Origin of the sequence: Planctomicrobium mucosum, from assembly GCF_051466335.1 — a bacterium.
Taxonomy (GTDB): Bacteria; Planctomycetota; Planctomycetia; order Planctomycetales; family Planctomycetaceae; genus Planctomicrobium.
Genome location: NZ_CP195793.1, coordinates 1,512,776 through 1,526,475 on the forward strand (window position 1 = coordinate 1,512,776; position 13,700 = coordinate 1,526,475).

At 53.0% G+C, this 13,700-nt stretch carries 20 protein-coding genes; all 20 read left to right on the forward strand.

Going from position 1 to position 13,700, the window contains the following annotated elements; genetic code table 11:
• The first annotated feature begins 97 nt into the window (after window positions 1–97).
• The 20 genes from SH668x_RS06190 (at window position 98) to SH668x_RS06285 (ending at window position 13,643) form a co-directional block, all read left to right on the forward strand.
• Window positions 98–1,138, forward strand: coding sequence for a DUF932 domain-containing protein (locus SH668x_RS06190; RefSeq protein ID WP_437187827.1), 1,041 nt, complete (start codon window positions 98–100; stop codon window positions 1,136–1,138).
• A 308-nt stretch (window positions 1,139–1,446) separates the two neighbouring features.
• Window positions 1,447–2,928, forward strand: a complete 1,482-nt coding sequence (locus SH668x_RS06195; protein WP_437187828.1) for an ATP-binding cassette domain-containing protein — start codon at window positions 1,447–1,449, stop codon at window positions 2,926–2,928.
• A 69-nt stretch (window positions 2,929–2,997) separates the two neighbouring features.
• Entirely contained in the window at window positions 2,998–3,252 is a 255-nt protein-coding gene (locus SH668x_RS06200) for a hypothetical protein (protein WP_437187829.1), read from the forward strand.
• A 95-nt stretch (window positions 3,253–3,347) separates the two neighbouring features.
• Window positions 3,348–3,848 carry a hypothetical protein gene (locus SH668x_RS06205; RefSeq protein WP_437187830.1) on the forward strand — a complete coding sequence of 167 codons (501 nt, stop codon included), beginning with the start codon at window positions 3,348–3,350 and terminating at the stop codon, window positions 3,846–3,848.
• Window positions 3,849–4,069: 221 nt separating this feature from the next.
• Window positions 4,070–5,152, forward strand: coding sequence for a DNA polymerase III subunit beta (gene dnaN, locus SH668x_RS06210; RefSeq protein ID WP_437187831.1), 1,083 nt, complete (start codon window positions 4,070–4,072; stop codon window positions 5,150–5,152).
• 2 nt (window positions 5,153–5,154) lie between these two features.
• Window positions 5,155–5,838 carry a hypothetical protein gene (locus tag SH668x_RS06215; protein WP_437187832.1) on the forward strand — a complete coding sequence of 228 codons (684 nt, stop codon included), beginning with the start codon at window positions 5,155–5,157 and terminating at the stop codon, window positions 5,836–5,838.
• Window positions 5,839–5,949: 111 nt separating this feature from the next.
• Window positions 5,950–6,153: a hypothetical protein gene (locus tag SH668x_RS06220; RefSeq protein WP_437187833.1), complete on the forward strand. Its 204-nt coding sequence runs from the start codon at window positions 5,950–5,952 to the stop codon at window positions 6,151–6,153.
• Window positions 6,154–6,241: 88 nt separating this feature from the next.
• Window positions 6,242–6,601 (forward strand): hypothetical protein, encoded by a 360-nt coding sequence (locus SH668x_RS06225; RefSeq protein ID WP_437187834.1) that lies wholly within the window; start codon window positions 6,242–6,244, stop codon window positions 6,599–6,601.
• A 5-nt stretch (window positions 6,602–6,606) separates the two neighbouring features.
• The gene (locus SH668x_RS06230) at window positions 6,607–6,963 is read left to right on the forward strand and encodes a hypothetical protein (RefSeq protein WP_437187835.1); all 357 of its coding nucleotides are present in this window, start codon (window positions 6,607–6,609) and stop codon (window positions 6,961–6,963) included.
• Window positions 6,963–7,265 carry a hypothetical protein gene (locus SH668x_RS06235; protein ID WP_437187836.1) on the forward strand — a complete coding sequence of 101 codons (303 nt, stop codon included), beginning with the start codon at window positions 6,963–6,965 and terminating at the stop codon, window positions 7,263–7,265. The genes SH668x_RS06230 and SH668x_RS06235 overlap by 1 nt, the downstream gene beginning before the upstream one ends.
• A complete protein-coding gene (locus tag SH668x_RS06240) occupies window positions 7,262–7,699 on the forward strand; it encodes a hypothetical protein (protein ID WP_437187837.1) in 438 nt (145 codons plus the stop codon). Before SH668x_RS06235 ends, SH668x_RS06240 begins: the two co-directional genes overlap by 4 nt.
• On the forward strand, window positions 7,686–8,057 hold the full coding sequence (locus tag SH668x_RS06245; RefSeq protein ID WP_437187838.1) for a hypothetical protein: 372 nt from the start codon (window positions 7,686–7,688) through the stop codon (window positions 8,055–8,057). Before SH668x_RS06240 ends, SH668x_RS06245 begins: the two co-directional genes overlap by 14 nt.
• Window positions 8,057–9,046: a hypothetical protein gene (locus SH668x_RS06250; protein WP_437187839.1), complete on the forward strand. Its 990-nt coding sequence runs from the start codon at window positions 8,057–8,059 to the stop codon at window positions 9,044–9,046. The genes SH668x_RS06245 and SH668x_RS06250 overlap by 1 nt, the downstream gene beginning before the upstream one ends.
• A gap of 7 nt (window positions 9,047–9,053) precedes the next feature.
• Window positions 9,054–9,611 carry a hypothetical protein gene (locus SH668x_RS06255; protein ID WP_437187840.1) on the forward strand — a complete coding sequence of 186 codons (558 nt, stop codon included), beginning with the start codon at window positions 9,054–9,056 and terminating at the stop codon, window positions 9,609–9,611.
• Between the two features lie 4 nt (window positions 9,612–9,615).
• Window positions 9,616–9,885 (forward strand): hypothetical protein, encoded by a 270-nt coding sequence (locus tag SH668x_RS06260; protein WP_437187841.1) that lies wholly within the window; start codon window positions 9,616–9,618, stop codon window positions 9,883–9,885.
• Window positions 9,886–9,888: 3 nt separating this feature from the next.
• Window positions 9,889–10,170 carry a hypothetical protein gene (locus SH668x_RS06265; RefSeq protein WP_437187842.1) on the forward strand — a complete coding sequence of 94 codons (282 nt, stop codon included), beginning with the start codon at window positions 9,889–9,891 and terminating at the stop codon, window positions 10,168–10,170.
• On the forward strand, window positions 10,167–10,487 hold the full coding sequence (locus SH668x_RS06270) for a hypothetical protein (RefSeq protein WP_437187843.1): 321 nt from the start codon (window positions 10,167–10,169) through the stop codon (window positions 10,485–10,487). The genes SH668x_RS06265 and SH668x_RS06270 overlap by 4 nt, the downstream gene beginning before the upstream one ends.
• On the forward strand, window positions 10,484–12,298 hold the full coding sequence (locus SH668x_RS06275; RefSeq protein ID WP_437187844.1) for a hypothetical protein: 1,815 nt from the start codon (window positions 10,484–10,486) through the stop codon (window positions 12,296–12,298). Before SH668x_RS06270 ends, SH668x_RS06275 begins: the two co-directional genes overlap by 4 nt.
• Window positions 12,299–12,309: 11 nt before the next feature.
• Window positions 12,310–12,696: a hypothetical protein gene (locus tag SH668x_RS06280; protein WP_437187845.1), complete on the forward strand. Its 387-nt coding sequence runs from the start codon at window positions 12,310–12,312 to the stop codon at window positions 12,694–12,696.
• Window positions 12,693–13,643: a hypothetical protein gene (locus SH668x_RS06285; protein ID WP_437187846.1), complete on the forward strand. Its 951-nt coding sequence runs from the start codon at window positions 12,693–12,695 to the stop codon at window positions 13,641–13,643. Before SH668x_RS06280 ends, SH668x_RS06285 begins: the two co-directional genes overlap by 4 nt.
• Window positions 13,644–13,700: the final 57 nt, after the last annotated feature.

The window sequence follows — 13,700 nt, forward strand, 5'->3', positions numbered from 1 at the left end:
GTTGTATCTATAGAGATCAGTCAATCATTCCTGTCAACAAATGCAGGAGCCTGATTCTCGAGGCAACTCAGGGCCGATCTGAGTAGGAGTCGACGCGATGGCACATCAAATCACCGTCCGAAGCAATGGTTTTGCTGAAGCTGCTTTCTCTCGCAAACCAGCATGGCATGGATTAGGCGTGGTTCTTGACCACGATATGAGATCGCAGGAGGCGATCACCGCAGCCGGTCTTGATTGGAGCGTGGTTCAATATCCACTCGCCTACAAGAGACCGGCCACCAGTGAAACCGAGAGTCAGCCCGAGTACACAGAGCTACCGGAACATCTCGCAAATGTTCGCGAGGACACCGGGTTGTTCCTCGGCAACGTGACGAAGTGGTACAAGGTCGTTCAGAACCGTGATGCTTTCAAGTTTCTGGATGCCCTCGTCGATGATGGGGAGCTGACCTATGAGTCAGCGTTCTCGATGAACGGCGGTAAGCAGGTTGTTCTGCTGGCGAAAATGCCAAAGGTTGACCTCATCGGTGAAGAAGACGAACAGCTTCGTTACATCCTGATGGGGCTGCACCACGATGGAAGCGGCGCAATCCGGTTCGGAGCCACCAGTGTACGAGTCGTCTGTGCGAACACCTACGGGCTGGCACTTTCGAAGAACAAAGGAAACATTCGCGAACTGTCGATCAGTCACACCGGCGACATTGACCAGAAACTGGAACAGGCAAAATCAATTCTGCGAACCGCAAACAGTCGATTTGACGTCTACGCTGAAGAGGCTCGAAGGTTGACTCAGTGCCGCCTCACTCGCGATCAATGGACAGAGTTCCTGAATGTCATGTGTCCAGTTCCTTCGAAAGTGGATCCCGATTGGACTGCCCGACGCGAAGTGGCGATTCTCGAAACACGCAATCAGATCTCGACCCGATACTTCACATCGCCGACGAACACGCTGCAGGGGATGGAAGAAACCGCATGGGCTGCGTTCAACGCAGTCACGGAATTCGTAGACCACCTGCCACGTCGTGGAGCAACAGTCCAGCAGAAATCTGAGTGTCGCTTCAATGTGACCCAGTATGGTCCAGGACGAGATCAAAAGGAACGAGCTTTCGAGGCTGCTTGCCGGTTGGCTTCTGGGGTGTAGTGGAGGGGAGTGGGCGCGGGCCTTGGACGTCCAAGGCCCGCATTGTGGATGAAATGCAAGTTCGAATCCTGCCGTGATCAATTCAAAGCGTACGAGGTGAGGATGGATTTATAATCGTCGTGGATGATGAGACACCAGCAGGTGTGGCCCGCTTGCTGGGTATGGCGGTTGGAGAGCGTTGGCCCGTCTCTCCAGCCGCTTTTTTTATTTCAAAATCTTTGATCCAGGATCAGCGAGCCTGCGTATGAGATGAGGCAACACATCAGTTGCGAGGCAGTCCAATGCCGAATTGGATCGGAGTTCTCCAGATGGCTGAGTTTGAAGTCAAAGATATCGGTGCAGTGAAATCGCTCTCAATCAACGCCCCACCAGGCCATGTGACCGTTCTGAAAGGCCCAAACGGGTCTGGGAAGACCACAACGCTCGAAGCGATTACCAAAATCACAAACGGGTCCAAGGCCGGTGCAGACATCTCGTTTAGCGACGGTGCGAAAGGTGGATTCGTCCAAGGAGAAGGGGTCACGTTTCGGCTCTCCCCGACTGGGAATGCAAAGCGGACTGGGGAACTCTCCTGCACTCCAGTGGATGAGGACCTGACGATTGCGGACATCGTTGATCCAGACGTCAAGGATCCGGTGGCCGCAGACCGCCGCCGCATTGAAGCCATTTGCTCAATGCTCAATATCGCTCCTGAGATCCGTTTGTTCGACAAGTGTTTTGAGGACACAGGACTCTCTGCGAAAGACGTGGTCTCAGAAAAGGCTCTGAAGTCAACCACGATCGTAGGGATGACGAATCAGATCAAACGTGACGCAGATGCTGTTGCATTGGCGTTAGAGAAGGAGGCCGCGGGGCTCGACCGCGAGATCGCGACCATCAACGAGTCATTAAACGATCTCAATCTGGAAGCCGAGTCCAACCAAGAGGTTCTCGACGGTGCTGTCGAAATGGCCACGAACACGTTGGCCATGCTCAATGAACGAAAGCGGTCTGCTGAAGAGGGCAGAACGAAGTTGGATGAGATCCCCAACTTCTCAATCGAGCGCGCCCATGCAGAGCTGTCTCAGGCCGAAGAAGTTCTCCGGACGAAGATGAGCGTAGAACAGGAACTCAAGTCCCTGATCACCTCTCTGGAAGAACAGATTGAATCGGCGAGAACAGAACTGCGTGTTGCCTCAGAGTCCGTGAAGTCTGCGAATGAAGCCTTGGTTGCTGCCCAGGAACGGATCAACCTGATTCAAACCTCGTTGGATCTGAAGAAGTTAGTTTCTGACGCACCAGACGCGGAAGAAATTGAAGCGGCAGCGGAAGTTTTGGCAATCGCGAAGAAGAATCGCGATCTTGGTGTGCTGATTCGAAGGGGGATTGAACAGAAAGCCCTCATCGAAAAGAAGGAAACCGAGCGGGACCAGAAAGAAAAAGAAGGCGCAAACGCCCGATTTCTCGGCAAGAAGTGCGTCAAGGTACTCGAAGGGCTGCTGACAGGCACTGGACTCACTGTCAACGAGGAGGGCCGCATTCGAGTCGTCCATTCGCGGCGAGGAGAATGCTACTTCAGCGAACTCTCAGATGGAGAACGATGGACCAAGTCCATTCAAATTGCTGTTGAGTCGTTCAAACGTAAAAGGCTCAAGAACCCCTTGTTGTTACTGCCTCAGAAAGCCTGGCAGGATCTGGACAAAACGCGCCGGGACATTGTCTGTGATGCCATTCGCGGGACAGATCTCGCAATCCTCACTGCAGAATGCGACGGAACGGATGAAGATCCGCTTGTCGCAGAGACTCTCTGATTTCAGTCCCATTCAGGCGGCTGAGACGGTTCTCAGTCGCCTTTTCTTCTGCGTTGATGGATCAGGCTGATGACATATTCAAGAGCGGTCGCGTATGCGAAGAGTCAATCAAAAATCTGGAGAACTCCACATTTTGTTTACCGAGAACATGATGAAGTTCACTATCGAGTCGTGACACACACTGAGTGGATCGCCCTGGTCGGCTGCGGAAAGAGATTTGCGGAAATTGAATGTGCCTGGCTGGATCAGATTTCAACGATCCGTGAGACAACCGATTCGCAAACGATTTCCTATCCGGTGTATGCAAAACAATGTGACCAGTGATTGCGGCTCGAATGCTCACCGTCTGAAATCCCACACTCAGTAAGCGTGGACAACTTTGCACCAGATCAAAGGAGTTGCTACAACAGGAGAAAGGCGTGATAAGTTCCAGATGGCTCCCGGACGCCGAGTTTTCCGGGGTGATGATCGAGCAGGATGACGACGAGATGCCGGATTTTATTTTAGAAGTTTCAAACGGCGCACCTGTTCGATTTAGTGGTGAGTTGCTTGCTGCGAGTGCTCCGCAGGATACTTCTGGAGCCCATGCTCGTTGGCATGAACTCAATCTGTACAAGTCGAATTCCGGGAAATTCGTTCTGGAGGTGAAGTTTCGGTCAAACAGCAAGGATTCTTCTGGGACAAGAATCGAGCCGGACCAGAACGATGTCTATGTCTGTGAAGACAGGGAGGACATCATGCAGGCGCTGGATGAGATCGATCCAAATGAATACGTGATCGGGTTTCCGATCGGAGTTCAGAACTGGGAAGCGAAGCAAAACCGGTTAACGAGAGGGGTCAAACTGGAGTTTGAAAGACTGTCAGGGGAATTGCTCATCAAAGCGGCGATGAAAGACCCGACACTGGCAGAGGAAATCTAATTTGCAATGATTTCTGGCGTTCCAGTGCCAGCGTCAAACTGGAAAACGGAGCCGACTCCGGAAGTCGGTCGTAGTCATGCTGGTTTGTGCGATGAAAACTCAGCAGTCGTTGTTTCCCTTGCATTCCAAGTGCAAGTTCTGTGGACATGCTCTCAAGGCTCTTGGTGCCCGCATTCGCGGCATCGGTCATTCGTGCCTGAAAAAAGAAATGGACAAGGTCTATGAAATTCGTAATGAATCGACAGGTGTTGGCGGGGGCTCTGTCTCGAGCATTTCAAACCGCTCCAACGAAATCTCCGAAAGAGGTGCTGAGGAACGTCAGGATTGCGGTGAACGAGAAAGAGGTGTTGATTGACGCCACCGATGAAGAAATCTCAATTCATCTTCCGGTCCCTGCAGAAGACATCGATCCAGGAGTCTGTCTGTGCAATCAACGACTCCAGGCAATCTGCCGGGAGTCGACCAGTGAGTTGATCGAAGTCCGTATGGGAGAAAATGGGAAGATCTACGTGACTGCCGGAATGAGCGAGTGGTGCATTCAGACGGAAGATCCCTCGACGTTTCCGTTGTTTTCACCAATGGAGGGCGACGCGATCAATATCCCTTCCACGATTTTTGAAAAGGCCGTTCAGCGAACTGTTTTCGCGACTGACGTCGCCACGACACGATACGCTCTGGGGGGAGTGTTGATTGAAGTGGCGGACGGAAGAATGGTCTTTGCTGCGACGGATGGACGGAGGCTGAGTCTCCACGAATTTCCTGTTGACTATGATGGGCCGGATTTCTTATCGCTCATTCCTTCCAAGGGAATCCGATCTGCACTCACTGCCGCGGATGGTGCTTCCCAAGTGGCGTTTCGCGTTCAAAAGCATGCTGCGGAGTTCGCTTCTCAGACCGCGACGCTCTATGCACGTCAGATTGAAGGAAGGTTCCCCCGATATCAGGACGTTATCCCAAGGTCGTTCAACTTTACATTCCATCTGGTGGCAGGGCCATTCCGGTCTGCGCTGAGGCAATCGTTGATTGTCACAACAGAGGAGACTCGAGGTGTCGACTTTGTATTCGAGAAAGGGAATCTCACATTAAGAACAGCCGGAAAGGAAGTCGGAAGCAGTCGTGTTGAATTGCCCGTTGAAGGGGTCGATACAACGAAAGTCACCCTGAATCCTCACTATGTTCTGGATTTTCTCAAGACCTTAGCAGACGATGTGACTGTCTCGATGGATATCGTTGATGAGCATTCAGCGGTGAAAATTGGGGCAGATGGTACGGTGTACATCGTGATGCCTCTTTCGGATCTTTAAGAATGGATTTACTGAATCGCGATGAGATCGAAGCAAAGTACCAGATGAAAGCAGACCAACTTTCAGCGAAGCATCGCCGGGAGTTGGTCTCTTTAATGGGGTCACCTCCAGATATCAATAAAGTCCCTCGGATGTTCTGGCTCAAGGTGAAAGAGGAGGAAGAAGCACTGCTTCTCCTCTTGCTGGGAAGTGTTTATTTAGACAGTTCCCAGTTCCATGGCGGGAACAATTTGCTGGCCCAAAGAGGAAGCGAGATCTTCGCATCCAAGCGGGCGAATGCAGTGTCAAGTAGTTATGTTGAAAACTCTTATGCGAAAGCGATGGTATCGCAACGACAGCAAATATCGGCAAATCCCGGTAGTTCGCTCACGCGCATGGCGGCAGTTGAGATTGCAGACAAGATTTTCAGTCCAGTGAGGAATCGGGGGATCATTACCACGGAGGTTACAGCGGCATCGGTCGCAGGAGGGGAGAGAGCCGCAGCCGACAATGGAGCGATTTCAACACTGGATCTGTGGATCACGAATGCAAATGAATCGCAATCAGGAGTGTGTAAGAGATGTGAGCCACTGCATGAAACACCTCGTCAATTTTGGCAACGTGTTCATCCAGCTGGACCACCGATTCACCCCTCGTGCAAGTGCCGAATTCGATATGCAACTTTGGCCGCGTCGGAAGAAGCCTAAATTTATTCGTTGCGTCTCTTGACTGACAGTGATAAATTGCTTGAGTAGCAATGCATCGTCTCTTCGATGCATTATGAGGCAACTCAGAGCCGATCTGAGCAGGAGGTTGTCATGCGGAACTCATCAGGAGCTCAGGTCACAGGGGTGTCGAAAACACTTCCAGCGATTCGCAGACTCGAAGAAGCAGTCGTCTTTAAGTTCGTCCCAAAGCCAAAGAGTGGTGGGAAGATCCGATTGATGATTGACGATCCCAACGACCTGATTGGCGAAGTGGAAGTGTATCGCTCTCACGGAGAAGAGGTTATCTCAGTCTGAGAGGACCTGACAATTCAATCTTCGCTCGCGGCGATTCATCCCATTGATGAGTCGCCTTTTTTGCTTTGAGGTCTCCGGGAGAAGCAGAATGGAATTTGGCTGGCTCCGATCGTTAATTGGAACGCTTCTGAGGCTTCGTTCATCGGGAGAAGAGCGAAAAGACTCGAGAGACGACTTCAAGGCTGTCACAGATGCCGCCGTCACGGTGAACGGGAGTTGGCAAGGGCTCTATCAGGCCCTGAAGAACGACATGGAAGACCTCAAGAAAGAAATGCGCCTGCGAGATCAAGAGAAGTCGATCGAAATCAAGCAACTCAAAGTCGAGAACGCGGAGCTGAGGCGACAACATCAGAACTGCGAGGCCGGACAAAGAGCACTGCAATGCCGCGTTGCGGAACTTGAGACTGACATGAAGCGGTATCAGCAGCGATCAGGAGAAATCGGATGATCTCAATGCCATCAAAAAAGCGATCAACCGTTCGAAAATCAATCGCACGTCCATTTCGGAAAGCTGTTGATGCGCGTCGAATTACCAGTGAAAAGGGGCATCTGAACTGGTGGGACTGGACCGTTGCATCGATTGATTCGGCTGTTGCCTGGACCATCGCCAAGATTGTGCTTGCAATCGGGTTTGCAGTGGAGCTGCTTGATTCTTCTTCGGATCAGTTGATTCCCTCACTCAAAGCCATGCCAAAAGAAGACAAGCCGTTTTGGGTGACAATCCTTGTGGGGCTGGCGATCGGCGGATTGATCCTGATTGGGCGGCGTAAGAAGGGGAAGGCGGACGGCAAGACAGAGGAGAAAGCTTGATGTGGATTGTGTTGGGCGGAGTTGCAATCGGTGTCATCGCTGGGCTGTTGCGAATTGTGGCACGACTGAATCGCCAACTGGCGGACTCGGACGAGATCAAACGCAGACTCAACAGTTGTGTCGACGCACAGGAGTTTCTGATCTCAGCGTTGGAAGCAGAAATCGCCGAGACGAAGCGGCAGAGCGATCAATACAAATCGCACCTACACCGTACCGCAAGCATGGTACGGGATCACTTAGGCAAGGGCATGTATCTAGTCGCGGACATCCCTGAAGAACCAACAACAACGGAAGCACCATGAATCTCACTCAACAAGTCTCGGAAGCCGCATCCGCCGCCACAGGTGGCAACATCTTCGTGACACTGTTCACGTGGGGGGTAAGTTTCCTCCTGTTCGTCCTGATGGTGATCGTCGCGATTGCCACTGTGGCGTTTGCAATCAGCTGGTACTTGAAGCGAGGGAAGGCTGTCGCGTCCGTCGCTTCGAGCGTTGTGGATCTAGCTGGGGGTGCTATCACGGGCATCCTGTCGAGTGTTGAAGTCGCCCCACAGAAGTCACCATCCGAAGAAGCTGTCGCATATAAGCTTTCCATGCTGGACGCGACAGACACACTTCCGGGAGATGTTGCTCGCAAGGTGATTCGAGAGTCGTCCACTGATGTCGATGCTCTTCGGGCAACAGTCCAGCTTCAGGCAAACGCCCTTGCAGAGAAAGGGGTGCGTGTTGCTCAGTAAACAGATGATTGCATGGTTCCTTGTGGGCTCATTGCTCGCACTCTGCTTGATCGGTGGGTGCGGGACTGTCGCTGCTGTTGGCATCACGATCTATCGGCAGCAATCACTCGGTGGGACGAAGGTGCTCCCGTCTCCAGCGGTGTCCGGAGAAGAGAGGTATTGGTCAGCTTTAGCGGACTTCATTGAGGGCCATCCGGAACGGTTCGCTGATACCGATCGCGTTTACAAGATTGGTCAAGAGATGAAAACCATCGGAGTTGTCCACAACGTCGATCGTCTCGATCGATTCAAGTCAAAGATGGAGCTCATTACGGACGCCAATCGGGCAGCTGTTATTGAAGCGATTCGGAGGAAGTAATGGATCAGCACGAAGGGTGGATTCGCGATGACGATGCCGTTGATGCGGTGACGGCAGCCCTGTCCGCGGAGGCCGGGTCGTCTATCATCGTGTCTCAGTCAACTGCACTTGCGGACGATGGTTTACCGCTTCGGGGATTCGCGAAACGTCAAGTTGATCGGGGCGTGACTGGCGTGTTCCCGTTTCGATCCGAAAAACGGATTCGAGGAAAACACCAGCCGAGCTGGTGGCAGCGTCGTGGTACGTGTGCGGCCCAAGGTCCGGGGCGAATGGCTCAGGACGCCTGGTACAACGAACTTGTTAATCGAGGTGCTGTCGGTCGCCCAGTTGAGATCGCCTACGAGGCCACCTATGGACTCGGCCGAGTACAAATTGGCAAAGGACAACTCGGTCGAGCTCATCCCGGAAATTGTCAATGTGGTCGCTGCCCCGGTGACGGGCTCGTTGTCGCATGGGCCATAGCAGCGATGGTGAAGTATGGTTTGACTCCTCGAGGTGTGCATGGCCGATACGATCTATCCAAGCCCGCGGAACATTATGCGATTGACTGGGGGCAACCTGGGGTTGGAACGCCTCCGGAAGTCATTGCCGCTGGAGCGAACATTCGGGTTCGTGCATTCCGCTGTCTGAGCGGTGATGATGTCGCCGACTGTGCGGCTGCCGGATTTCTGATGTCGCATGGATATTCATCGACTTACACCGACATGAATGCCAGCGGCATCGCAAAGTTGACCAGACCCTCGAATCATGCCACCGAAGATGGAGGGTTTGCCGTCACGCCTGCAGGTGAGTGGTTGATTGGTGGTCAGCAATCGTGGGGACCACACGGACCCAAAGGAGCCACACATCTCAAGTACAAAGGTGGTATTGAAGAACTCAGGCCAGGTAGTTGCTTCTTTCCTCTTGAGGATGCCGATCGAGCCATTCGAAATGGAGCGGAATGGTTTGCGATTCAGTTCGAGCACGGACAGGGATTTAGACCCGAGTAGGTGAAATATGCGAGCAATTTTCCCAGTGGTGCTGTTGTGTTCGATGTTGATGGGTTGCTCCCCAGGAGTCAGCTTAGCGACGGAACACACTGAGGCGAAGGCGGTCGTTGTGATCCTCGATTCCGAGTATCAAGTCATGCGGACGAGTGTCCCAGACCTTCCTCGTCAGAATGAGGTAAAGCAAGACATACAACCTACGATGCGACCTCGGGCGTACCTGATCACTGCTTCCGATTTCTATTGTCCTCCATGCGAGCAATGGAAGTCGCGTTTGTCGGAACTCCCCTTTAGTGTTGTTGTGCAACCACGAACCACATCACCGACTGGGAAGTTCCCTTGCATTCTGTTTCCAGACGCCAGTTCTTCAACGGGGTGGAAGCAGTACTCCGGAACAATCGAAGGGTTTTTGGCTTTTCTTCAGCAGCCAAGCCAAGAGGCTGCCAACAGTCCAAAACAGGAGCAAGCTGCGGCTGCTCCTCAGGGGGAGTTCCGAATGGTTCGGCGGCTGATCCCTGTGAAGGTCGGCCGCCGAATAATAAATCAGTGGCATTGGGTACAGGAGTAGAACTTTGAAAGCAACCGCAATTGTGTCCGCATCGTTCGTGTTCGTCACACTCTGCATCGTCGTGTTGGCGTTGCTGTGTGGCGTGTACTTCTATGGATCGGAGAACGGACGATTGAGGCTTCAGAACGCTCAACTCGCAGAGAATGCGAAGACGTTCGAGAGTTTTCTTGAGGAAGTCAAGAAGCGATGCGAATGCAGCAAATCTACCGGCGGAACTATATCGCCACCGAAACCAAATGGTGCAGATACACCAGGAGTGGGAGCTGGTCAGTAAGCCATGTCCACAAGCCAGATCATCCTAACAGTTGTCAATTGCGTTGCATCCTTGGCGGTTGTCGCATCGACAACTTTCATGGGCATCGCGTTTTGTGCGATGTCGTTTGCTTTGACGGAGCTGAAGCCGTCATTTAGCGGCGTCGCTGATGATTTCCACTCTGTGAGCGAACAAGTTCCGAGTGCACTTGAGTCCATCACTGGCGTTCGTAAATCGATCGACGAGGCCACCAAGGCAGCGAAAGAGTTCAGCATCTGGCGAGGACAGGAAGAGAAAAGACGATGAGCGAGACATCATATAGCGAACTCCCGGAGCTTGAGCTGACACGTCGCGAGGCCAGGATTCTGGCTCGTCGGTACGAAACGCGTGCGGAGATTGATCGAGCATTTTATGGCGATGCATACCGTGCTGGTCAGCATGAAACCCGGATTGAAAACTGGTCCAAGGCCTACGCTGATTCCAAGCAAGGCGAAGTCCTTTTTGGACGAAGAGCGTTCCGAAGTCAGTTGGTCGGTACGTTCGGTTCGATGAGCGTATTGACGATCCTCTATTACCTTGCGGTTGCCCTGTACTACTGGTGGCGATTGAGGGGGAATCGATGAGTTTTGCGATCAAACCCAAAGTCAGCACTGTTCGCGGCCTGCCTGAAGCACTGGCTGGCAAGCTGGGTCGTTCTATTGGTGACGTCACCAAGCTCGTGTACCTGGGCAACAGCATTGCCGCTGGTGCGTCCGCTTCAGCAGAAGCTGTGCGGTATCCAAATTTGGCTGCAACTGCTCTCGGAGTTGAGCTACAAAACGTCTCTGAATCTGGTGCATCGTTAACCGACTACTCAACGAGAGTCTTCCCGGGCTTTGAGCATCCGCGAAAAGAGGCAGGACTTTCAGACTCGCCGGATTCGATCACGCATTCAACACTCACAGCCATCGAAGGCAATTACAATGGAATGCGGAATTTCGGACCAAATTCCGATCACCTTCTGCACCATCATATGTGCCATCTTGGCATTGCCGCATGGGCTGCAATCGCTGATGAATACAAGACCATCGGGCAGTCTTCAAAAATCACCAAAACCGGAACCTGGTCTTTGGACTCTCGGTTCGGTGGATCTATCGGAATTAAATCGAGTCAAGCGGGGTCGACACTGACGGTCGACGTCAAAGGGTCGACAGTCTACGTGTGGATGGTGCAGGAATCTCAACCATCGACACCGTGGACCTCAGGAGTTTCGGGACGTCCGGGAAGCGGCGGCAGCACATTTTCGATTGCAATCGATGGAGTTGCCACAACCATTTCTGGAGTCTCGAACTACCGCGGCTGGGGGAACCGGATGGCGTGGTGGAACGATAATCCAGTTCCACTCGAAGCGATCGATCACTCCGTTTGGTGCTATCGCTTCGCCAACCTCGATAACACAACACACCGAATCACGGTGACAGTCGACACGATCGGGAACACACCAAACGTTGCGTTCGTTGCTGCCTGCGGCAATGCCGACGTCGTCTATGGGGAACGTCAAGGCCCGTGGGTGCTTTGTGAGGAGGTGATCGATCCTCACTACAAAGGGGCCGGAGCACTGCAGGTGCTGGACGAATCAACGCCTATCGAAGATGCGACCAATGTCAACGTATATCACTTCGCGGGGAAGTACCGAGCTGCCATTGCCATGAATGCCAGCAACCTGATCAGTGATGGACTGCAAGTCATCCACGTGTCTCATCAGGGGGTGTATGATAAGCATACCACTGAGGGCCGACAGAGTTCGCCAACGGATGGGGATTTTGTGCACCCGAATGATCTCGGGCATCAACAACTTGCCGATGGGATCGTCAACGCCATCCTGCGTCCGTGGAAAAATAAATCCTTTCCCGGAGACAAATCGAATTCATTCGATGAATCGGCGTTTCTCGCAAAGCCTTTGACGTTCACTGGTGGAATGCAGCTGGTCGGGACCAACCCGGTGAAAGTCACACGGACGGAGACCACAGGGAAATATACTCCGGTCGCTGGCACCATGGTCGCCTTTGAAAACTACGGAGGCAGTACTGGGGGAACATTCATCCAGACAATGTCGGGTACGAGCGGTGAGGCAATTCTGGCCTTTGGTCGACCAGGTAATCTAACGGCCGGACTTCTGAAGTATAAGCACGCCGTCAATGAACTCGTGCTCCGCGCTGGTGGAGTGGAAGGGTTCACTCTGTCCGCTTCGCAACTTGGTTTGACTGTGCCGGTGAAGCTGCCGAGTTACCTAGTCGCAACGCTCCCTGTCGTGGGTGTCTCTACGGGAGCGCTCGCGCATACCGAGAATGCACGCAAGAAAGATGAGGGTTCCGGTTCCGGGACCGGGTGCCTTGTCTGGCGTGATGGATCGGTCTGGAGGACGACCTTTGATAACTCAATAGTGGCTGCCTAGAGGAGACGCAGATGCCCGACAATCCATTAACTGACATTGAACAACTCAAAGCTCAATATGAGCCGGTTGGCGGCGATGTGTGGTATGAAGAATTCGTGGTGCGGATGCACAAGCGAGTCATCATCGGCGCGCATGTCCGACCGGCGGTGACGTTCGTTAATCCATTGGGCGAGGAGACTCACCGCGTCCTCGGATTGCTCCCAGTCGACACCCTCAACGGCTGCCCGACGTGCGCGGAGGTGTTTGCGGAGATCAATGCCTCGGCGCTTGCACAAGCCGCTGAGCTACCCGAGGCGCTGCTCGCAATCAGCACTCTCGAGCAGCAAGTGCGAACGCTCTCCGAACAACTCGCGGCCTGTCGGGAGTCGTTGGCTGCGTTCCAAGGAGTCAAATCGTGATTCGTGTGTATTACCAGCATGACGAGGGTTCGTCATCACTCACATTGCGAACGTATCGATTCGAGGCACTGATCGATACGGTTGAAATGGAGTTGGTCGCAGGTTCCGATCGTTCGCATTACTGGCAGGCGGAGTTCGAAGCGAATGAGTATTCCGTTCTGCATGTCACCATCAGTGATGCCGATGAAGTCGTCGGGAGTGGTGAACAGTCAGGACTGGTTGATGGGGCAGTTATCGAGATTGGCAGCGACGACATTTCCTCAGTCCTCAATGGTATTTCGCAGTGGCAGGAGGAGATCGACGAACACCTCGACGAGCAGGACACGAGCCTGACCGACTTATGCAACGACATCGCGGCGGTTTCGGCGCAGGTGGAGTCTGTTCCCAGTCGCGTCTGGGGCGATGAGGAAGCGTTAGTTCTGCTTGATTCCATCTCGACAATATTCGATCGTGTCTCCGCGTTGTTCATGAAACTTCCAATTGCCTCGTGGCTTGCAGGAAGTGATCGAGCGGACGGGAAAGTGTCATTCGACGCTGCATCGATTAACGTGAACGTCGGACCAGTCTCGGCAAGAACTCCGCCGGACATTCATCAGTCCATTCTTTATTTAAGACTCGATGACACCAGCAAGTATCGCATCGAAGAACTGAAGGATGCGAGAAATCAGTTGGTTGACTTATCTGGCGTGGAACGAATGGACCTGTTTCTTGAGAGGGAAAACAAGACTCAACTCGAAGTTATCGAAGATGTTGAGCGGGTCAACAACGGGAAAGGAGTTGCCTTTCACGTCAGCGAGAAAACGGTTTCGGAGCCAACAACGGATTCAACGCCACATTACTGGGCGTTACGTGACCCGAACGACAAAGGAAGTGATGGGGTCGGGAGGGTGCTGGCCGGAGGCCCCTGTTATGTCAAACGCTATGCGACGCGGTGCGATAGTATTTAGAGGCAATCTCACTTCTCAATAATTTATCTGCTTGACTGGATTCTACAGTGATGTAAA

Coding starts and splice junctions, on each gene's coding strand:
- SH668x_RS06235 (WP_437187836.1), top strand. CDS start 6,963: ATGTGGATTGTGTTGGGCGGAGTTGCAATCGGTGTCATCGCTGGGCTG.
- dnaN (WP_437187831.1), top strand. CDS start 4,070: ATGAAATTCGTAATGAATCGACAGGTGTTGGCGGGGGCTCTGTCTCGA.
- SH668x_RS06190 (WP_437187827.1), top strand. CDS start 98: ATGGCACATCAAATCACCGTCCGAAGCAATGGTTTTGCTGAAGCTGCT.
- SH668x_RS06255 (WP_437187840.1), top strand. CDS start 9,054: ATGCGAGCAATTTTCCCAGTGGTGCTGTTGTGTTCGATGTTGATGGGT.
- SH668x_RS06275 (WP_437187844.1), top strand. CDS start 10,484: ATGAGTTTTGCGATCAAACCCAAAGTCAGCACTGTTCGCGGCCTGCCT.
- SH668x_RS06250 (WP_437187839.1), top strand. CDS start 8,057: ATGGATCAGCACGAAGGGTGGATTCGCGATGACGATGCCGTTGATGCG.
- SH668x_RS06200 (WP_437187829.1), top strand. CDS start 2,998: ATGACATATTCAAGAGCGGTCGCGTATGCGAAGAGTCAATCAAAAATC.
- SH668x_RS06240 (WP_437187837.1), top strand. CDS start 7,262: ATGAATCTCACTCAACAAGTCTCGGAAGCCGCATCCGCCGCCACAGGT.
- SH668x_RS06280 (WP_437187845.1), top strand. CDS start 12,310: ATGCCCGACAATCCATTAACTGACATTGAACAACTCAAAGCTCAATAT.
- SH668x_RS06225 (WP_437187834.1), top strand. CDS start 6,242: ATGGAATTTGGCTGGCTCCGATCGTTAATTGGAACGCTTCTGAGGCTT.
- SH668x_RS06215 (WP_437187832.1), top strand. CDS start 5,155: ATGGATTTACTGAATCGCGATGAGATCGAAGCAAAGTACCAGATGAAA.
- SH668x_RS06230 (WP_437187835.1), top strand. CDS start 6,607: ATGCCATCAAAAAAGCGATCAACCGTTCGAAAATCAATCGCACGTCCA.
- SH668x_RS06220 (WP_437187833.1), top strand. CDS start 5,950: ATGCGGAACTCATCAGGAGCTCAGGTCACAGGGGTGTCGAAAACACTT.
- SH668x_RS06195 (WP_437187828.1), top strand. CDS start 1,447: ATGGCTGAGTTTGAAGTCAAAGATATCGGTGCAGTGAAATCGCTCTCA.
- SH668x_RS06265 (WP_437187842.1), top strand. CDS start 9,889: ATGTCCACAAGCCAGATCATCCTAACAGTTGTCAATTGCGTTGCATCC.
- SH668x_RS06270 (WP_437187843.1), top strand. CDS start 10,167: ATGAGCGAGACATCATATAGCGAACTCCCGGAGCTTGAGCTGACACGT.